24 protein-coding genes are annotated in these 20,284 nt (G+C 35.9%); 9 read left to right on the top strand and 15 right to left on the bottom strand.

The annotated features are described in order from the left end of the window. The first annotated feature begins 2 nt into the window (after positions 1-2). The 3 genes from MTZ49_RS05515 to uvrC are packed head-to-tail and all read left to right on the top strand — an operon-like array spanning position 3 to position 3,386. On the top strand, positions 3-401 hold the full coding sequence (locus MTZ49_RS05515; protein ID WP_264747359.1) for a YkgJ family cysteine cluster protein: 399 nt from the start codon (positions 3-5) through the stop codon (positions 399-401). 18 nt (positions 402-419) lie between these two features. Further along, a complete protein-coding gene (locus MTZ49_RS05510) occupies positions 420-1,559 on the top strand; it encodes a glycerate kinase (protein ID WP_264747358.1) in 1,140 nt (379 codons plus the stop codon). Between the two features lie 3 nt (positions 1,560-1,562). Further along, positions 1,563-3,386 (top strand): excinuclease ABC subunit UvrC, encoded by a 1,824-nt coding sequence (uvrC, locus tag MTZ49_RS05505; RefSeq protein ID WP_264747357.1) that lies wholly within the window; start codon positions 1,563-1,565, stop codon positions 3,384-3,386. A gap of 17 nt (positions 3,387-3,403) precedes the next feature. Here the strand turns inward: uvrC and prfH are convergent, their stop codons facing one another. The 8 genes from prfH to mdtD form a co-directional block, all read right to left on the bottom strand. After that, positions 3,404-4,015, bottom strand: a complete 612-nt coding sequence (gene prfH, locus MTZ49_RS05500) for a peptide chain release factor H (RefSeq protein WP_264747356.1) — start codon at positions 4,013-4,015, stop codon at positions 3,404-3,406. Next, the gene (locus tag MTZ49_RS05495) at positions 4,015-5,145 is read right to left on the bottom strand and encodes an RNA ligase RtcB family protein (RefSeq protein WP_264747355.1); all 1,131 of its coding nucleotides are present in this window, start codon (positions 5,143-5,145) and stop codon (positions 4,015-4,017) included. The genes prfH and MTZ49_RS05495 overlap by 1 nt, the downstream gene beginning before the upstream one ends. Positions 5,146-5,417: 272 nt before the next feature. After that, positions 5,418-6,044, bottom strand: a complete 627-nt coding sequence (locus MTZ49_RS05490; protein WP_264747354.1) for a GDSL-type esterase/lipase family protein — start codon at positions 6,042-6,044, stop codon at positions 5,418-5,420. A 16-nt stretch (positions 6,045-6,060) separates the two neighbouring features. Further along, positions 6,061-6,456: a glutaredoxin domain-containing protein gene (locus MTZ49_RS05485; protein ID WP_264747353.1), complete on the bottom strand. Its 396-nt coding sequence runs from the start codon at positions 6,454-6,456 to the stop codon at positions 6,061-6,063. Between the two features lie 295 nt (positions 6,457-6,751). Continuing rightward, positions 6,752-7,900: an L-threonine dehydrogenase gene (gene yiaY / locus MTZ49_RS05480; RefSeq protein ID WP_264747352.1), complete on the bottom strand. Its 1,149-nt coding sequence runs from the start codon at positions 7,898-7,900 to the stop codon at positions 6,752-6,754. A gap of 186 nt (positions 7,901-8,086) precedes the next feature. Continuing rightward, complete coding sequence (locus MTZ49_RS05475; protein WP_264747351.1) at positions 8,087-8,995, bottom strand: cation diffusion facilitator family transporter; 909 nt, start codon at positions 8,993-8,995, stop codon at positions 8,087-8,089. Between the two features lie 127 nt (positions 8,996-9,122). After that, entirely contained in the window at positions 9,123-9,845 is a 723-nt protein-coding gene (rph, locus tag MTZ49_RS05470) for a ribonuclease PH (protein WP_264747350.1), read from the bottom strand. A 61-nt stretch (positions 9,846-9,906) separates the two neighbouring features. Continuing rightward, the gene (gene mdtD, locus MTZ49_RS05465) at positions 9,907-11,316 is read right to left on the bottom strand and encodes a multidrug transporter subunit MdtD (protein WP_264747349.1); all 1,410 of its coding nucleotides are present in this window, start codon (positions 11,314-11,316) and stop codon (positions 9,907-9,909) included. A 116-nt stretch (positions 11,317-11,432) separates the two neighbouring features. On the opposite strand from mdtD, the gene MTZ49_RS05460 reads away from it, so the two are divergent. Further along, positions 11,433-11,666 (top strand): YheU family protein, encoded by a 234-nt coding sequence (locus MTZ49_RS05460; protein WP_264747348.1) that lies wholly within the window; start codon positions 11,433-11,435, stop codon positions 11,664-11,666. On the opposite strand, the gene MTZ49_RS05455 is transcribed toward MTZ49_RS05460, so the two are convergent. Further along, positions 11,641-12,945, bottom strand: a complete 1,305-nt coding sequence (locus tag MTZ49_RS05455; protein WP_264747347.1) for a YihY family inner membrane protein — start codon at positions 12,943-12,945, stop codon at positions 11,641-11,643. The two genes, MTZ49_RS05460 and MTZ49_RS05455, sit on opposite strands and share 26 nt — an antisense overlap. Before the next feature lie 114 nt (positions 12,946-13,059). Here MTZ49_RS05455 and arsC point away from each other — a divergent pair, with 114 nt between their 5' ends. Beyond that, positions 13,060-13,413 (top strand): arsenate reductase (glutaredoxin), encoded by a 354-nt coding sequence (gene arsC, locus MTZ49_RS05450; protein WP_264747346.1) that lies wholly within the window; start codon positions 13,060-13,062, stop codon positions 13,411-13,413. Positions 13,414-13,415: 2 nt separating this feature from the next. Here the strand turns inward: arsC and hda are convergent, their stop codons facing one another. The 6 genes from hda to MTZ49_RS05420 form a co-directional block, all read right to left on the bottom strand. Next, positions 13,416-14,123 carry a DnaA regulatory inactivator Hda gene (gene hda, locus MTZ49_RS05445; protein ID WP_264747345.1) on the bottom strand — a complete coding sequence of 236 codons (708 nt, stop codon included), beginning with the start codon at positions 14,121-14,123 and terminating at the stop codon, positions 13,416-13,418. Continuing rightward, on the bottom strand, positions 14,124-14,669 hold the full coding sequence (locus tag MTZ49_RS05440; RefSeq protein WP_413774177.1) for a DUF3299 domain-containing protein: 546 nt from the start codon (positions 14,667-14,669) through the stop codon (positions 14,124-14,126). It lies immediately after the preceding gene. Positions 14,670-14,683: 14 nt separating this feature from the next. Then, positions 14,684-15,118, bottom strand: a complete 435-nt coding sequence (locus tag MTZ49_RS05435; protein ID WP_264747344.1) for a hypothetical protein — start codon at positions 15,116-15,118, stop codon at positions 14,684-14,686. A 6-nt stretch (positions 15,119-15,124) separates the two neighbouring features. Further along, positions 15,125-16,207, bottom strand: a complete 1,083-nt coding sequence (locus MTZ49_RS05430; protein WP_264747343.1) for a 5-(carboxyamino)imidazole ribonucleotide synthase — start codon at positions 16,205-16,207, stop codon at positions 15,125-15,127. Positions 16,208-16,216: 9 nt separating this feature from the next. After that, the gene (purE, locus tag MTZ49_RS05425; RefSeq protein ID WP_264747342.1) at positions 16,217-16,708 is read right to left on the bottom strand and encodes a 5-(carboxyamino)imidazole ribonucleotide mutase; all 492 of its coding nucleotides are present in this window, start codon (positions 16,706-16,708) and stop codon (positions 16,217-16,219) included. Between the two features lie 78 nt (positions 16,709-16,786). After that, positions 16,787-17,767, bottom strand: coding sequence for an inorganic triphosphatase (locus tag MTZ49_RS05420; RefSeq protein WP_264747341.1), 981 nt, complete (start codon positions 17,765-17,767; stop codon positions 16,787-16,789). Positions 17,768-17,994: 227 nt separating this feature from the next. On the opposite strand from MTZ49_RS05420, the gene ihfB reads away from it, so the two are divergent. The 4 genes from ihfB to sodB all read left to right on the top strand — a co-directional run bounded on the left by ihfB (position 17,995) and on the right by sodB (position 20,272). Continuing rightward, entirely contained in the window at positions 17,995-18,273 is a 279-nt protein-coding gene (gene ihfB, locus MTZ49_RS05415) for an integration host factor subunit beta (RefSeq protein WP_264747340.1), read from the top strand. A 19-nt stretch (positions 18,274-18,292) separates the two neighbouring features. After that, positions 18,293-18,595, top strand: coding sequence for a LapA family protein (locus tag MTZ49_RS05410; protein WP_264747339.1), 303 nt, complete (start codon positions 18,293-18,295; stop codon positions 18,593-18,595). 24 nt (positions 18,596-18,619) lie between these two features. After that, positions 18,620-19,516 carry an acetylglutamate kinase gene (gene argB, locus MTZ49_RS05405; RefSeq protein ID WP_264747338.1) on the top strand — a complete coding sequence of 299 codons (897 nt, stop codon included), beginning with the start codon at positions 18,620-18,622 and terminating at the stop codon, positions 19,514-19,516. A 177-nt stretch (positions 19,517-19,693) separates the two neighbouring features. After that, positions 19,694-20,272 (top strand): superoxide dismutase [Fe], encoded by a 579-nt coding sequence (gene sodB, locus MTZ49_RS05400; RefSeq protein ID WP_264747337.1) that lies wholly within the window; start codon positions 19,694-19,696, stop codon positions 20,270-20,272. The last annotated feature ends 12 nt before the right edge of the window (positions 20,273-20,284 follow it).

The raw sequence follows: 20,284 nt of genomic DNA, 5'->3' as shown, positions 1-20,284 counted from the left end.
TTATGAGTTATAATTTAATAAGTGCTGCAGATCCTGATCGATTAGAAACATGGATAAAATATCGTAAAGGGCTTTGTGAAAGTTGTGCAGCAAGTTGTTGTCAACTTCCTGTTGAAGTTAAATTAGATGATTTGATTCGACTAGAGATAGTCGATGAATTTGAGCGAGAAGAACCTTTAAAAAATATTGCCAAGCAATTAAAAAAGCAAGGAATTGTAGAACACTTTAATCAAAAAAAAGAGCTTTTTACATTAACTCGAATGGCTAATAATGATTGCTATTTTTTAAACAAAAAAACAAGGCTTTGTAGTGTTTATGAAAAAAGACCTAATACTTGTAGGAATCATCCACAAATAGGACCTAGAGCTAATCATTGCGCCTACCGCCCTAAACAATCCTAATAAAATATATGGTGTATTATGAAAGTTGTTATTGCTCCTGATTCATTTAAAGAATGCCTAGCTGCTAGTGATGTAGCAGCAGCTATTGCTAAGGGTTGGAAGGATATTTTTCCTCACGATGAAGTAGTTTGCCATCCAATGGCTGATGGAGGAGAAGGTTCTATCAATGCTATTTTGCATGTTTTAAAAGGTGATTTTTGTATTGATGAGGTTAATGACCCATTAGGACGCCCTGTAAAAGCGCATTGGGCATGGTTTCCCCAAAACAAATCAGCTATCATTGAAATGGCGGAGGCTAGTGGCTTACAATGTTTAGCTCCCAATGAGCGAAACCCAATCGTAGCCTCTAGTTACGGTACAGGCCAACTGATTCTAAAAGCCCTTGATAAAGGAGCAAGAGTTATTATTCTTACTATTGGTGGCAGTGCTACTAATGATGCTGGCGCAGGAATGATGGCAGCTCTAGGCTTAAAATTATTAAATGCACAGGGACAACCTATTGCCGCAGGTGGAGCCGCATTAAGCCAAGTAGTAACCATTGATGATACATTATTACATCCCCAAATAGCTCAAACTAAATTTATAGTAGCCTCTGATGTAAACAATCCTCTTTGTGGCAAAAAAGGGGCTTCTGTTATATTTGGGCCACAAAAAGGGGCAACAGAACAACAAGTTGCAATCTTAGATGCTGCTTTAGGTCATTTTGCTACAGTATGCCAAAATAAATACTTTCGCGATGAACGAAGTTTTGCAGGTGCAGGAGCAGCTGGTGGCCTAGGTTTTGCTGCAAAACTTTTCTTAAATGCTGACTTTAAACCAGGCGTTGAATTAATAGCACAAATCACTCAATTAGAAAAAAATATGCAAAATGCCGATTTGGTTATTACGGGTGAAGGTCAAATTGATAAACAGTCAGTGATGGGCAAAACTCCTATTGGTGTTGCTAAACTAGCTAAAAAACAAAATATTCCTGTTATTGCTATAGCAGGAACTCTTGGTAAAGAATATGATGTTGTCTATCAAGAGGGAATTGATGCTGCCTTTAGTCTTATAGGCTCTCCTATGTCTTTGGCAGAAGCTAAATTTGAAGCTAATAATCTACTAATGAAACGAGCCAGTGATATTGCTCGGCTCTGGCATACAGCAAGACAACCATAATTTATGTCTGAACTATTTGATGCAAAAGCCTTTTTAAGTACCTGTAGTGTTCATCCTGGTGTATATCGTATGTTCGATACTCAGGATGAATTACTTTATGTAGGAAAAGCAAAAAACCTAAAAAAACGTCTTGCCAGTTACTTTCGACAAACAGGTTTAGCACCAAAAACAGCAGCTTTAGTCAGTAAAATTGCTCGCATTGAAATCACCATTACAGCCAATGAAACCGAAGCATTGCTGCTTGAGCAAACATTGATTAAGGAATATCGCCCACCTTACAATATTTTACTCAGAGATGATAAGTCTTATCCCTATGTGTTTTTATCTACTGAAGATGAATTTCCAAGATTTAGTATTCACCGAGGAAATAAAAAACAAAAAGGTCGCTATTTTGGCCCATACCCTAGCGTTGGTGCTATACGTGAAAGCTTAAATTTACTACAAAAAACATTTAAAGTAAGACAGTGTGAAAACAGTTACTTTAAAAACCGTACCCGTCCTTGTTTGCAACACCAAATTAAACGTTGCAAAGCACCTTGTGTCAACTTAGTAACTCATCAAGAATATGGTGAAGATGTACGACGTTCTACTTTATTTTTAGAAGGCCGCAACCAAGAGCTAACAAAAGAATTAACTGAACAAATGGAGCAGGCTGCTGAAAGTTTAAATTTTGAAGTAGCGGCTGAATTACGCGATCAAATATCGTTAATACGACGCGTTCAAGATCAACAAAGTATGGAAGGTGGCACAGGTAATGTAGATATTATTGCTGCTGTTGTTAATCCTGGCGGTGCTTGTGTTAGTTTAATGACAGTACGTAATGGCCGTGTATTAGGTAGCAAAAACTTCTTCCCACAAGTTTCAATAGAAGAAGATACTCAAACCGTACTTTATGCTTTTATTAGTCAATATTATTTAGGTAATCCTGATCGTGATTTTCCTAATGAATTAATTGTTAATGCATTACATGATGACTTTCCTTTATTGATTGGCGCCATTGCACAAAAGACAAACCATGAATTAATAATTAGCCAACGTGTCAGAGGAACCAGAGCTAAATGGCAACAGCTTACCCTTACTAATGCTACACAAGCATTAACTGCACGTTTAACTAATCGTTTGCATATGGCAGCTCGTTTTGAGGCGCTAGCTGAGGCATTACAATTAAGTGAAGTACCTGAACGCCTAGAATGTTTTGATATTAGCCATTCCAGCGGTGAAGCCACTGTTGCTTCTTGTGTGGTATTTGGTCAAGAAGGTGCTATTAAATCTGACTACCGTCGTTTTAATATCGAGGGTATCACTGCCGGTGATGATTATGCTGCTATGCACCAAGCATTAACTAGACGCTTTAAAAGAGCCAAAGAAGGTGAAGGGAAACTACCCGATATGCTGTTAATCGATGGTGGTAAAGGGCAACTGAGTATGGCTCAACAAGTGATGGAAGAGTTACAACTTAATCTAACACTATTAGGTGTTGCTAAAGGTGTAACCCGTAAACCCGGATTAGAAACCCTTTATCTAAATGATGCTGAGCATGAGTTTACTCTGCCAACACACTCCCCTGCACTTCACTTAATTCAACAGATTAGGGATGAGTCTCATCGATTCGCTATTACAGGCCATCGTAATCGACGTGATAAAGCACGTCGCACCTCTAAATTAGAAGGAATAGCAGGAGTAGGCGCGAAACGCCGTAGAGATTTATTAAAGCACTTTGGCGGCTTACAAGAAATTAGTAGAGCAAGTCTTGATGAAATCGCCAAAGTGTCAGGTATCAGCCGTAAATTAGCAGAACAAATTTATGACGCATTACATAGCCACTGATTCTCAGTGGCTATATTTTACTCTATAAAGTTCATACCTTTAAAAACACGCTTAGCATTGCCTCGTTCAATATGATGGTGAAATAACCGTCGCTCAGCTTTGTGTTCTCCCTCGATTAACTGCTTTTTCTCAGCTAATTTTTGACTTATCAACAATAAAGCTAAACGCTTATTAGCATGTTGACTACGTTCACTTTGTACTTTAACCGTAATCCCCGTAGCTACATGCGTGGCTCTTACTGCTGAATCTGTTTTATTAACATGCTGACCGCCAGCACCTGATGAGCGCATCGTTTCAAACTTAATCTCACTCTCATGAGGCACATCAGGTGTATCAAAACAAGCTACACCTATAAACCAATTTTTACGACCATGATTAGGACGATAAGGACTAGGACAAATCCACTGAATAGAACCTATCCATTGCTCTGCAATAACTTGCTCTTGCTCACCATCTAAAGTGACAAGCACAGAACGTAATGTATTAGTATTACGTCCCTTTTCTTGTTCAATAATGGCTAGCTTAACCTTGGCTTGCTCTGCTTCTTTATATAGTTTTTGCAATGCCTTAGCGACAGCTAAACAACATTCTTCAGGCCCTTGTGCAGAAGATAATTGAAGTAATAACATTAATTATCCTCCTTCTGGGTTTTATAAGTAAGAACAGGTTTAAAACGTGCTACTAACTTAATAAGCCCTGCCCCTAACATTGCCTCAATTACTGTATCAATTGACTTATAAGCCTGTGGTGCTTCTTCATAAAGTAACTCACGATCACAACAAACCACTCGACTACCCAGTTTTGTTCGCGTTAACTGGGCGGCCGTATAGCGATTAACTAATCGCCCTTTACATTCCGAACGCATCCATTTACGGCCTGCACCATGTGCCAATGAAAGCAAACCTTGCTCAGTATCAACGGGCGCTACTAGGTAACTATAATCACCTCGAGAACCTGGAATAACAACTAACCCCTTATCCGCAGGAGCGGCACCTTTACGATGTAACCAACCTTGTTTGCCTGCAATGATTACTGGAGTAACTAGGTTATGGCTAATATCTAATAATTTATGCCCTTTACCTCGTAAACGTTTTAGTATGCGCCTAGCTATTAGTTCTCTATTTTCAATAGCAAAAAGCAATGCCTGATTATGTTGAGTTAAATAATCTGTTGCTTCTATAGTGTTCTCTAATAAGCCATTATGGTTAAAACGCTCTACATGACTACGTAAAATATTCCCACCCAAACCCCTTGAACCACTATGTACTAATAGCTGTAAGTTCTTTTTATCCAACTGCAAGCTAGTAGTTATCGCTTCATCATAAATAGTCTCTAGCTGTTGCAACTCTGCAAAATGGTTACCTGAACCAATAGTACCAGGTGCATTGCTAGATAAAGATTCAACTTCATCTAATAACTGTTGTTTCTCTTCATTTTCTAATGGCGCATCAATACTACCTAAACGTTTCTCCAGTTTATCTAAATTTAAACCTACTGCATTAATAGTTGTTTGCCAAAGAGACATACCACAACCAATATCTCCACCCACTAAGGCAGGATAAAAACGCCCTACCGAGAAGAAAGCAGCACCAATAGGATAACCACGTCCTGGATGTAAATCTGGCATGCCTATTACTTTCAGCATACCTGTTAGTTTTGCAGTTGTTTGTAATTGTTGGATTGCATTTCCTTCAATCCACGTATCATCTGAGGCGACTAACGAAACACCTTCAGACAAAGTACGAATAAAATTGCCCATAGACCAATTCCATTAATTATATATTTAAAAATTTTAGGCAATAGCAAACTCTATTCTTTATAGAATAGCACTATTACTCATTTGTAGAATTGGCAGGCCTAAACCAAGGCAAGAAAGGTATTATTAACCTTGGAATGACCTGCAAAGGATTGTAGTAACAAGCATAATTAATCTCCTTTGCAGTAGTTGAATTGAAATTTTGTGCGCAATTTAAATTATCTTAAATTAACAGTCAACCATTAAACCATTTTTTTCATCATTAGTTCATCTAACTATAATAAACCATTACTTCTTAACTGCTCTACGATACCCCCTACCATTTGCTGATAGCCCTGTGCATTAGGATGGATATTGTCTAGTCTTAATTTTTCATCCCTTAAAACATTAGAAAAAACAGAATCAATTAATATGATATTTTCTTCTTTAGCTAACTCTTTATAAATTGATGAATCTGAAGGCAACCCAATCATCGCTATAGGAGATAATGCAGGAACAGCTATTAATACAGGAATAGCATTTTCTGCCTTAACAGTATTAATAATAGATCTGATATCCTCTTTTACTGCTTGCTCTTTACGTCGCTTTAAAAAATCATTACCACCTATTTCAATCAATACCAATTTTGGTTGGTATTGTTTTAATACCGATGAAATTCTATTTTTTGCCTGATCTGCACGTTCACCAGAAACACCAGCATTAATAATATTCCAACCTGTAATCACTGCTAATCGAGTGGGGTAATTTTGTTCTTTAGAAACACCATAGCCATAAGTAACACTATCACCAAATGCAACTACAGTGGTACCTGAGCTAATAGCGTCATACTGAACTTCTGATTTACCACAAGCACCTAGCATAATTACTAAAAGAATTATTATGCTATGTTTTACTAAGTTCATTGATATTTATATTCTCTTAAGGTTGATAACGTTTATCTGCAACTAATTCTTTTAAAATCTGTTCATTATAGCCTTTAATAAGTTTGCCATTTGCTTCTATCAAAGGAACTCCACGACCACCTAACTTTTTATGCCTCTCATATGCCATAGCATCTTTTTCAATATCATATTCTTTATAACGAACACCGCTTTGTATAAGTATATTTCTTGCTTTTTTGCAGTAGCCACACCATGCCGTGGAATAAAGGTGAATAGTATCTTGCGCATTATTTTGACCAACATTTTCACCCCCTGTAAAGAAATTATTTATATCTTCATTTGTCAGGCGCACGGGTTCTTCTTGAGGCTTTTTATTTTCCAAAATAAAATAGCCTGCTACTAATACTATTATCACAATAATAATATATTTCAAAATAACTCCCTTATCTATTTAACGTAACACCTCTTATTTATCATCATAACTGATAATAAATCAAAATCATTTTTTTTATAAATACTTTATTTGTAGGCTAAGTATTATCTTCATAATTGTTAGAGAAACAAAAATACTTTTAATCATAGTATTGTAAAGTTGTATTTAGGATATTTTATTTAGCGCATAAATGAGCCGCTATAATCCTATACTAGGACAATTATCTTATTTAATTTTTATGGTTTTTATATTTTCAAATAAGTAACAGGCCGAACGACCTGTTACTTAACAGAGATTACATAGCAGCTTTGAAGATTCCTTCAACTTCTGCTTGATTACCTTGACGAGGATTAGTAATTGCACAAGCATCTTTTAATGCATTAGCAGCTAATGTAGGAATATCTTCTGCTTTGGCATTAAGTGCTGTTAAGTTAGCAGGAATACCTACATCTTTTGCTAATTTTTTAATTTCAGCAACACAAGCTTTAGCCCCTTGCTCATCAGTCATATCTTTAACATCAACACCCATAGCAGCCGCAACGTCTTTTAAACGTGGTGCGCATGAAGGTAAGTTATACTCTTGAACATGAGGTAATAATACTGCATTACAAACTCCATGAGGCAAGTCATAGAAGCCACCTAATTGGTGAGCCATCGCATGTACATAACCTAAAGAAGCATTATTGAACGCCATACCTGCTAAGAATTGCGCATAAGCCATGTTTTCACGGGCTACTGCATTAGTACCTTCTTTAACAGCAGTACGTAAGTTTTCTGCAATTAAGGTAACTGCTTTCAACGCACAAGCATCTGTAATTGGGTTAGCCGCAATGGAAACATAAGCTTCAACAGCATGTGTTAACGCATCCATACCTGTTGCAGCTGTTAAAGCTGGTGGTTTACCGTGCATTAATTGGGGATCATTCACTGATAAAATAGGTGTTGTATTACGATCAACAATGGCCATTTTTATATGACGCTCTTCATCTGTAATAATACAGAAACGAGTCATTTCGCTGGCTGTACCAGCTGTCGTATTAATTGCTACAAGTGGTAATTGTGGTTTAGCAGAACGATCTAGACCTTCATAATCACTAATATGACCACCATTGGTAGCGCATAGCGCAATGCCCTTTGCACAATCATGAGGAGAACCACCACCCAAAGAGATTACGAAATCACAGTTATTTGCTTTTAATAAATCCAAACCTTCTTGTACATTTTTAGTGGTAGGGTTTGGCTTAGTGCCAGCATAAACGGCTGCTTTAATATTTTCTTTATCTAATAAGTCTGTTAATTGTTTGACAACTCCTGATTTATTTAAAAAATCATCTGTCACTATTAATGCTTGTTTGAAACCATAACCTTTCAGTAATCCAACTGCATCCGCTAACGCACCATCACCCATAACATTTACAGCAGGAATAAAAAATGTAGTACTCATAATAGCCTCTCACGCTAAACCACTTAAAAAAGCAGTCTATGATTAAAAGTTAATCGTGGTTTTTACCACTAAATATACGTCAACATACTACTTATTATTTATTGATATATATTTATAATTATAGCATAGAGGGTGCTTAATTTTGTGATCTAAAATTGGCATATGTCAAATAATCATCTAATGAAGTTAACAACTCCATTTCTCTTTACTCGTAAAGCAAATGGTTAGCCATCTTTGTTGAGCGGGAATAGATAACTGTGAAGCAATTTGCTCTCTAATATTATCTAAAGCGATAACGCCTTGTTCTTTCGCAAAACTTTCAGATGTTATTAGATGAATTTCTATAGAATATAAACGACCTGTTTTTACCACATAACTCTCATAATTCACTAATCCATGTTGTTTAACAATTTCGCTAACAAGTTGATTGACTTCATTATCCAATTCTTTTGAGGCAACTAAGAAAATTTCTTGTAATGACTGCTTTAATATCTTTAGAGGTACAGGAATAAAGAAAACAGTTAAAACAAGCAAAGCTACTGAGTCAATATAAGGTGACCAATATTCGTATTGGGTTCCTTGAATTAATAAGCCAATAATAAATGCAACTAATAAGGCTGAAGTAATTAAACTGGACATCAACCAACTATTAACATCTATTTGTAACAAATCCGATTTTAATTGCTTATTAACTCTTTTCTCATAAAAATACATACCAAAACAAACACTACAAACTAACACGGCATATATCGTAGCGAAACTAAAAGTTAAGCTCTGACCACCATCAATAATATTTAATATGGCATTAAGTTGTGCATATAAACACAGCAACAGAATAATCGAACCATTCACAGTTGCTACAATTGGTTCAAAGTGCCAGAAACCAAACTGAAAACGACTGGTTGATTCCTTTGCCATTAACTTAATAACAAGCACTGATAAAATTGACATGGCTGTATCAATGGTAGAGAAGATACCATCAAACAAAATGGACTGTGAACCTGATAATAAACCAAACAGTATACCAATAGCAGCAATAACTAAGGTTACACTGATTGATAATTTAAAAATTTTAACTTCTTTTGTGGTACTCACTATCTATCCCCATCAATAAAAAATAACTGGGCTGTCATACCATATAGTAGATTATTAGAATAAAAATGGATATTTAGACTTCTTTCTAGTGAACTACTCTAAACTAAGAGTAGCCCACTGTTCAGAATTAGTTGGAAGCTAATGCTTGTTTTTGAATGGCAAAAATTTGTTCAATACCTTGTTTAGCTAACACTAACATGCTATTTAGCTCTTCTGGCTGGAATGGCTCGCCCTCAGCCGTACCTTGTACCTCAATAAAGCCTCCAGCATCCGTCATTACTACATTAAGATCAGTTTCTGCGCTAGAGTCTTCTAAATAATCTAAATCTAAAACAGCATGACCTTGATAAATACCTACTGAAACAGCAGCAATAAAATGCTTAAATGGGTCTGCCTTTAGTTGTCCCCGCTGCTTCATCACTTCTAATGCATCTACTAAAGCCACCGATGCACCAGTAATAGAAGCAGTACGTGTACCACCATCTGCTTGGATAACATCACAATCTATATGCAAGGTATATTCACCTAACTTTGTTAAATCAAGCGCTGCTCTCAAAGAGCGTCCAATTAATCGTTGAATTTCTTGTGTACGACCGCTTTGCTTACCTTTTGCAGACTCTCGTTGCATACGTTCCCCTGTTGAACGGGGCAACATACCGTATTCAGCTGTTAACCAACCTTGCCCTGCTCCTTTTAAAAATCTAGGAACATTTGCTTCAACAGAAACTGTACAAATAACTTTAGTATCACCGAACTCGACTAATACAGAACCTTCTGCATGTTTAGTATAGTTTCTAGTAATGTTGATAGAACGTAATTGGGCTGCCTCGCGTCCACTGGGTCGTTTCATAGTCTTTCCTAATTCTCTAAACTTAAATTAAACTAATATTGTATATCATACTCTGAAATCATTACTTCTTGTGTGTCATTCCAATTTGTGTAGGTAAAAAATAAAAAATAAACGCAGAAAATACCGTAAATAACCCTACACCCAAAAATGTCCCCTGAAACGCAGGCAATACTTCTATACTACTCACAGCAGGCTGACCACCATTAAAATAAGCCAATAATATTGCAGAAATAGCCACCCCAAAACTGATTGATAATTGCACGACAACTGCTAACAATGCATTACCACTACTAGCCAAATCATCATCTAACTGAAACAAAGCCACTGTATTCATGGCAGTAAATTGTAAAGAATTTATTGCTCCTGTCGCTCCTAGCATAACTAACAATAGTAGAAACGGCATTTCTTTATCAACCCATGAGAAACTACAAATTAATAAACCTAGCAATAGAGTATTAACGGTTAATACCCAACGATATCCAAAGAAATTAATGATATAACGCACTAATGATTTAGTTAAAATGGCACACAATGCAGTAGGTATCATCATCATACCTGCCTCTGCAGGGGAATAACCTAAAGCAAGTTGTAATAATAAAGGAATTAAAAAGGGTAAAGAACCATTACCTAAACGAGCAAACAGGTTCCCCATAATACCAATAGAAAAACTACGAATCTTAAACAAACTAGGAGGGAAAAGTGGAAATTCAAATTTAAAGGCATGCCACCAGTATCCTAGAAAACAACTAAATCCCAGCACAAATAAAAGCGTTACAAAAGTAGCAGGTAAATGAAGTTCAGATAATCCCTCAAGGGCAAAGCTAATCATTACCATAGCAGTGCCAAATAGCATAAATCCTATAAAATCAAATTTAGTTCGTATTGCACCACGTAAGTCTGGCATAAATTTACAAGCGACAAAACAACCTAGTATCCCCATAGGGACATTAATTAAGAAAATCCAATGCCATGAAAAGTACTCAACTAACCACCCTCCAACAGTTGGCCCTAATAATGGACCTAGTAGACCTGGAATAGTTACAAAGCTCATAACTTTAACAAACTCGCTGCGTGGATAAACTTTTAAGATGACTAAACGCCCTACAGGCATCATTAAAGCACCACCTAACCCCTGAACAACACGGCCTGTAACCAACACAGGTAGAGACCAAGCAACCGCACAAAATATAGACCCTAAAGTAAATAATGCCACAGCAAAGAAAAATACTTTTTTAGTACCAAATCGATCTGAAATCCAACCACAAACAGGTATTACCAATGCTACAGTAAGCATATAGGCAATAATAGCGCTTTGCATTTGTAATGGATTAACCTTTAAATCAGCAGCCATTGATGGCAAAGCAATATTTAAGATGGTTGCATCCAAACTTTGCATGAAAAATGCAATAGCAACAATCCATGGCAAAAGTTTTTTTACTTGTGCAGAAATATCTAATGGCATTACAGGCATAATAATTAACTATTCAGTTGCGTTAAATGATTGAGAGATAGTTTAGGCATATCTACCCATTTACTAAACAAAATACTTTATAATCTAAAACTAATTTATTAGGTAAGAAAGTATTTATGATAATTCCCCACCATTTACTTGATCCAGAAATACTGAAGAACCTTATTGAAGACTTTGTTAGCCGTGATGGAACGGATAATGGTGATGAAACACCATTAGCCACCCGTGTTGAACGAGTCAATCATGCACTTGAAAAACAACAGGCTTATATTGTTTTTGATCAACAAACTGAAGCCTGCTCATTAATGTTAAAACAAGATATCCCTAAGGAGTGGCTTGCTGATCTGTAACATTCTCTTCTTCAATAATTTTGTCTTCTACAATTAGATCATCACTCGCTGATGACTCTACTTCACAGGGTGTTAACCATGACGCCAAACTACCCTCTAAAATACTAGCCTCTGCTTGCTCTATTGCCACCAAAGCCGCTCGTATTCTCTCAAACCAACATTTATCTAATGATTCCGGTAATTGATCAACTCTAGGCAAAGGCCAAGGACTATGAATAATTAGGCGTTGAATAGGGTACTGATTAATATCTCGCGAAAGCACCCAAGCAGCGCCATTATTAACCTCATACACTAATTTTTCTTTCTTAAAAAATGCTAATAACTTTGCCCACTCATCTTCTGGTAAAGACCAACCTGCGGCTTGTACATCACGGTGATTAATAGCTCTTCCTTTTAACTGACCATCATAAAGTACTTTAAGAACCACTAAAGCAACCACTAACTCTGGAACATCTCGTTGACGCATATAATGACGCAAACCTAAACAGCAACACAGTTCACAACCAATCAACACGATAATCCAAGAAACATAAATCCACAATAAAAATAAAGGGAAAGCAGCAAAAGCGCCATAAATTAATTGGTAACTAGGAAAGGTCTTTACATAGAGTCCAAATAACCCTCGAGCAGCCTCGAATAATGTTGCAGCTACTACCGCACTAATTAAGGCATGCCTAATAGGCACACGTGTATTTGGAATAGCTGCATAAAACAAAGTAAAGCCGCCAGTCGTTGCAATAAAAGGTGCAAACCTTAATATATCAGCAATCCAAGGATTAGCATCGGTATTAGAAAAAAATGACAGAGACATAATATAAGTACTGGCAGCAAAACTAGCACCAATTAATAAAGGGCCCAAACTTAATAACGCCCAATATAATAAAAAACGAGCCAAGCCATGCCGTGCTTTTTGTACACGCCAAATTGTATTAAATGCTGATTCAATGGTCACTAACATCATAAAGGTAGTTACTATCAAAAAGATAATACCTATCCATGTTAAGTTTCTAGCCTGTGAAATAAATCCATTGATATATTCAAAAATCTTATCGCCAGCAGAAGGCAAGAAATTATTAACAATATATTCTTGTATTTTTATCTCAATTCCCTGAAAAGCAGGAATACCAGAAATCATTACGAATACAACAGTCATAATTGGTACAACAGCAAAAAGTGTTGTATAAGTTAATGACCCAGCATTTTGGGTTCCCCTATCTTCAAAAAATCGCACCACTAAAAAGCGGATAAATTCGTAAAAATCAACCACATGTTTCCGCATAAACAACCTTTATCTTGGCAAATTATTAAGATAAGTTGTAACATCTTCTCAAACAACTTAACAAATACACACGTTAAAATACATTAAATCACTACATAATTAAGGCATTTACTAATGACTGAATATATTTTCTATCACAATCCTCGTTGCTCAAAATCGCGACAAGCACTCACATTGCTTGAAGAACAATCAATTACACCTACTATCATTCACTACTTAGAAACACCACCTGACAAAAACACACTTAAAGAAATATTGTCCAAGTTAGGTATTTCTGCTCGCCAATTACTACGTACAGGCGAAGATGAATATAAAGAATTAGGTTTAGCTAACGACTCGTTAACAGAAGCTAATTTAATTGATGCTATGGTAAAGCATCCCAAGTTAATAGAACGTCCTATTTTAGTAGTAGATAACAAAGCCGTAATTGGTCGCCCACCCGAAAATGTTTTAGAGCTAATTAAGTAATCTTACCAATTTAATACTTGTTTAACAAAAGGAATTGTTAACTTGTGACGTGCTTCTAAAGAAGCTTTATCTAATTTATCTAACAACAGAAACAAATTCGCTAAGTTACGTTCTTCACGGGCTAAAATAAAACGTCCTACTTCATCAGATAATGTGATACCTCTTGCTGACGCCCTTAGCTGTAAAGCTTTTAATTTGTCTTCATCAGAAAGTGTATGTAATTGAAAAACCAGCGCCAATGTCAATCTTGATTGTAAATCAGCCAACTCAAGTTTAAGTTCCCTTGGCGATCTATCTGCAGCAATTAACAAATATTTACCGCTATCACGTAATCGATTAAATAGATGAAATAAAGCCTCTTGCCAAACTTTATTGTCAATTATTACTTGCAGATCATCCAAACAAACTAAATCATATTGTTCTAAATTTTCTAGAATTTCTGGTGTATAACAAACTAACTCAGTTAATGGTAGATAGATGGCATTACGCCCTGCTAGTTGGAACTGTAAACAAGCTGCTTGTAATAAATGGCTACAACCAACGCCTTTACTACCCCATAAATAAATTAAGCTCTCCACCCAGCCTGCATCAGGGTCACATAAACGCTCAACATAATTTAAAGCAGCGGCATTACTCCCTGCATAATAATTACTAAAGGTAACATCATCTGCCAAATGAATGCTCAATGCTAATTGCGTTGGTTTATTCATTTACAAATCTCTTTCCTGTACTAGTCGCACATTATCTGCTTGCATCGTATAAACCGCATCTGCTAAATCATTAGTTACTTGTTCAATATGCAATTTCCCAATAACCCAAATAGGTTCATAAATATCATTAATCTGGATTCCTTGAGGGTAATCAATTAACACTATTTGGTTAGGAGGCGGTGGTGGCACATGAATACAAGCCCCTGGATAAGGTACTATAAATAACTGTGTTACTAGGCCTTGTTGATTATTTGCAATCGGCACAGGATAACCACCCAGCTTAATTTGTTTACCTTCTAAACTAGCTACTGTATTTTTAGAATACATAACTGCAGGTAAATTATCCCTTTGCTTTAAACCACCTTTAGCTTCAAAGACTCCTGGCGCTTCTTCTGTATCATGGCTTATCAAATCAGGCATATTTTCTAATGCTTGCTGATCTTGTTTTGGCATTAATTCTAACCAGTCAGTTTCTGCTGGTTCAGCATAAACATGAGTAACTATAATAGATAAACTTATTATCAGTAATTTTAAAAATTTAATCACTTAACGCCTCATGTTTATAAAGATAAATCCTTCTCTAACTCCATTGCTTCCTTATATAAGGACATAATTTTACCCAACTTTCCTGCATTTTTATTATTTAATAAAATAATATTTTTTGAGCAAGCTCCCCAAAAAAGAGCCTCATCTTTTTTATAAAAAGCTAAATAGAGTTGTTCTTTTTTAAAAAACACATTATCAAACCAGACTGGCATGGGTTTAATAATCATTTTATTTAACTCAGGCACTATTCCTTTATAAACCTGCTCAACAACAAACTCTGCTTGTAACCCTTTATCTATAACCGACTCAACCTTTACCACAAAAACAGCATCTGCTTTATTAAAATACTCTGCTAATGTTGGAGGAGCGACACAAGACAATGCAAAACTAACAGATGAAACCAACATTAGTAATATGGCTAGAAGTAAACGATAATAACCACTAACCATCTTAAATTACCCTTGAATTAATGTTTCAACTTGACTAACAATCTGTTTTAAATCATTTATATTATTACAGTTAATAGTAGCATGCCCTACTTTACGACCTGCTTTAAATACTTTGCTATAATCATGTAAATGACAGTTCTCAATACTTAATACCTGTTCTTTAGCAGGGATACTACCAATAAAATTCAACATAGCGCTTTCACCGCGCTTTTTAGTAGAACCTAAAGGTAACCCTGCAATAGCTCTTAAATGATTCTCAAATTGACTAGCAACGGAACCTTCTATAGTCCAATGCCCAGAATTATGTACGCGTGGTGCAATTTCATTGGCTTTTAAACCATCTTCTACTTCAAAAAACTCAAATGCCAAAACACCTACATAATTTAATTTTTCTAACACTTTAGCTACATAACTTTCTGCTAGAGCTTGCATAGGATGCTGCTCGCTAGCAATAGAAAGGTGCAAAATGCCTTGGTTATGTTGATTATGCACAAGAGGATAAAAACGTATCGCTTTATCTTGTCCACGTACAGCAATTAAAGAAACTTCACCTGAAAAGTTGACAAATCCCTCAAGAATACAAGGTACATTACCTAATTCGGCAAATGCATTAGTAACATCAGCTTGTTGTTTTAATACTTTTTGACCTTTGCCATCGTAACCAAGGGTGCGTGTTTTCAATACTGCTGGCAAACCTATCTCTAACACTGCTTGCTCTAAATCCATTTGTGACTCAATATTAGCAAACTCTGGTGTAGGAATATCCAAAGATTTAAATAAGCTTTTTTCGAACCAACGATCTCGAGCAATGCGTAATGATTCTGCATTGGGGTATACAGGTACAAAATCACTTAAAAAGGCTACAGTTTCAGCAGGTACACTTTCAAACTCAAAAGTAACTACATCTACCTCTTCTGCCAGTTGTCGTAATGCTTGTTTATCATCATAATCCGCACAGATATGTTGCCCTAGTGAAGCTGCACAAGCATCCTTGGCTGGGTCTAAAAAACTAAACTTCATCCCTAAAGAAGTCCCAGCTTGTGCTAACATTTGGCCTAACTGACCACCACCAATTACCCCAACTTTCATTGATCGCCTCTACTCTACTCTTGGATCAGAATTAGCTAATACTGTTTCTGTTTGTTTTTGTCGATAAGCTTTTAACGCTATGTGATATTCTGGATATTTATTACCTAATATGCTCGCGGCTAATAAGCCAGCATTTACTGCGCCAGCCTTGCCAATGGCTAAAGTAGCCACAGGGATACCTGCTGGCATTTGTACAATCGATAATAATGAATCAACACCAGATAACATAGCTGATTGCACAGGCACCCCCAATACAGGTAGATGTGTTTTTGCTGCACACATACCCGGTAAATGTGCTGCACCACCAGCGCCTGCAATAATAACTTGTAAGCCTCGTTGCTCTGCTTGCTCTGCATATTCAAACAAAAGGTCTGGTGTACGGTGTGCAGATATCACCTTCACTTCATGAGGAATTTTTAATTCTTCTAAAATGGTTACTGTGTGGCACAAGGTAGCCCAATCTGATTTAGACCCCATAATAACGCCAACCAATGCACTCATCTACCTTACCTCTCGGTCAATAAAAACAATAAACCACGCTCATAATGCGTGGTTTTATTAAAACAGAATAATAACTTTTTAAGAATGGTTTAACAACCAATGAGAAGTAGATAATGAAAATACCCCCCATCTTGTTTTATTTAACTCTTGTTTAGTTTTTTCCATTAACTGCTCATCATTACCAGTAATTATTGGTTTCCAGTCATCTAGAATAATATTTAACTGAGCAACTAAAGGTTCAATATATAGCTGGTTTAATACACTATTTAATTGCTGCAAATGCTCTAACCATGAAACCAGTTTAGTTTTTGAAGGTTGCCATATATAACTCTCTAACAATCTCTGTGACATTGCTAAGTAATATTGTATGTTTTCGTATGGATTATTGGAAACTATCTGTTTAGCTACCCCAAGTTGATAATTATCTGAGTTTATTAATCGATAACCTCGCTCAGCTTTACTTGTGTCACTCGGAATTAATGGAAATAATTTTGCTAATTCAATTGCAAAATCTAACATAACTGAAGTACTACCATTTCTTAGCTCTAATTCAAGCTCATTGATTGGCTCCTGCTTTTGATTAGCTTTAACCAATCCCTCATCAATAGCCACTTCTATTTCAGCCTGATCTTTTTCTTTTTGCCAAGTAAATAGTGCGTAGTTTCTTGTAAAATCTGTTGAAAAAATAGGGGTTAATTTTAATTTATCTAACTGAGCTAAACTTTTAGGCCAATGTTCATTGTCCAATAACGATATATCTAATTGAGGTGTATTAATTAACCAATCAAACTCATCGCGCTCAGAAAAGCCTCCTATACTATGCCCTTTCGCTTTAAGCGTTTGGATATACTGATCTCCATCCTTACGAACTCTTAGTGCCACTTTAGCGTCTGTTAAAGCATGATCTGCTGTATCAATATATTGATTAAATAATTCTTTTTGTTGCCATCTAGGTTTGCTAAATTGACTAAATATTGGATGCTGATAAATTTGCTCCAATGTTTGCTTATTAGCATAAAGTTTTATTTCTATTTCTTTTAAACTATTTTGATTGGACATAAACACTCATTTTTAAAAAATAAACAGGTATTAAGATAACTAATGACAACCGTGATATTAAATTACTAGAAGTCTACAATGCTAGATCAATAGTAAAATTTACTATATCATTAAAACCTTCCTACAAAAAATGCAACTTTTTATTAATTTAACTAACTAATACCTATGTACTTTATTCTTTTTTACGATAATAATAGGCACACATTATAAGACGGTTAGGAATACTTATGAACAAGTCAGAGTTAATTGAAAAAATCGCAACAAAAAACAACTCATTACCATTAAAAACGGTAGAGTCTGCTGTTAAAATATTATTAGAACAACTTTCTGATTCCTTAGAGCAAGGACAAAGAATTGAAGTACGCGGTTTTGGTAGTTTTGCACTACATTATCGCAAACCTCGTCAAGGACGTAATCCCAAAACAGGTGAAATAGTATCCCTAACTGGTAAGTTTGTACCTCACTTCAAACCAGGTAAAGAATTAAGAGACAGAGTAAACCTATAGTTTTAATAAAGGAAGGGTCATGCGTCGATTTCAGCAAGTACTTTTATTTCTTATGCTGTTAGTAATAGCATTATTTGTATTAGTTTTTATTTTAGAAAATGAAACACAAGTTGCTATTAGCTTTATGAGCTACATGACTCCTACTATGCCTCTTGCTGTATTATTAGTTGCTGCGTTTTTATCAGGTTTAATTTTAGCGCTACTCATCAGTTACTTAGTGTTACTTAAATTCAAAATAAAATTAGCATCAGCTAATAAACAGCTAACAGCCTGTAAAAAAGAATTAGCCTCCCAAAATACAACTGCTTTACAAGTTAAATAGTATTTAAAATCAACGGAGATTTTTATGTCACTTGATCACGAAAAAGCTGTTCAAGTTGCTAAAGTATTGACCGAAGCACTCCCCTATATTCAACGTTATGTAGGAAAAACATTAGTCATAAAATACGGTGGCAATGCCATGGAGAGCGAAGAGTTAAAAAATAGCTTTGCTCGTGATATTGTACTAATGAAAGCAGTTGGTATAAATCCTATTGTTGTTCATGGTGGCGGCCCACAAATTGGCGATCTACTTAAACGTCTTTCAATTGAAAGTCACTTTGTTGATGGTATGCGTGTTACTGATGGTCAAACCATGGATGTTGTTGAAATGGTACTGGGTGGACTAGTTAACAAAGAAATTGTTAACTTAATTAACCATAACGGTGGCAATGCCATCGGCTTAACAGGTAAAGATGCTCGTCTCATTCGAGCAAAAAAGCTCAATGTAACACGTAAAACACCTGAAATGACTACACCTGAAATCATAGATGTAGGTCAAGTTGGTGAGGTAGTTGGTATCAATACTGAGCTACTTAATATGTTAGTTAGCAGTCATTTTATTCCCGTAATCGCCCCCATAGGTGTAGGCGAAGATGGCAAGTCATATAATATCAATGCTGACTTAGTTGCAGGCAAAGTAGCAGAAGCCGTACAAGCTGAAAAACTTATGCTACTTACTAATATAGCTGGCTTATTAGATAAAGAAGGAAAAATTTTAACCGGTTTAACTACTAAGCAAGTTGATGATTTAATTGCCGATGGCACAATTTATGGTGGTATGCTGCCCAAGATTCATTGTGCATTAGAGGCAGTAAAAGCAGGTGTTGCTAGCGCCCTTATTCTAGATGGTCGTGTTCCTAATGCTATACTATTAGAAATATTTACTGACAAAGGTGTGGGAACACTGATTACCAATAAATAGAGCCTATAGACTGACTAAAGTCATATGTTTAATCCGTATGACTTTTTGTATATTTCCCTATAACTAATAAGTGTTTATTTATATTTATTAAGTGTATTATATTTGACTGGAGTCAATAAAAAAATTAACTAGGTATCTTCACTCGATATCTTAACCTGATGAAAATGGAGAACAAACATGGCTTTTGAATTACCAGCTCTTCCTTATGAAAAAAATGCTCTAGAACCACATATTTCTCAAGAAACGATTGAATACCATTATGGTAAACATCATCAAACTTATGTAAACACATTAAATAATCTTGTGCCAGGTACAGAGTTTGAAAGTAAATCCTTAGAAGACATCATCAAAACTTCTTCAGGTGGTATTTTTAATAATGCAGCGCAAGTATGGAACCACACTTTTTACTGGAACTGCTTAAGCCCTAATGGTGGTGGTGAACCTACTGGTGCTCTTGCAGAAGCTATCAATAAGACATTTGGTTCTTTTGAAAAATTTAAAGAAGAATTCACTAAAACCGCAATTGGTACCTTTGGTTCTGGTTGGGCATGGTTAGTGAAAAAAGCAGATGGTAGTTTAGCTTTAGCAAGTACTACAGGCGCAGGTAACCCAATGACCTCTGGTGATAAACCATTATTAACTTGTGATGTTTGGGAACATGCTTATTACATTGATTACCGCAACTTACGTCCAAAATATTTAGAAAACTTCTGGACACTATTAAACTGGGATTTCGTTGCTAAAAACTTTGCATAACTAATCCTACAA

The sequence above is a fragment of the Entomomonas sp. E2T0 genome (assembly GCF_025985425.1).
GTDB lineage: Bacteria > Pseudomonadota > Gammaproteobacteria > Pseudomonadales > Pseudomonadaceae > Entomomonas.
Note: the sequence above shows the minus strand (reverse complement) of the source record. Positions and strands in the feature narration are given on the sequence as shown.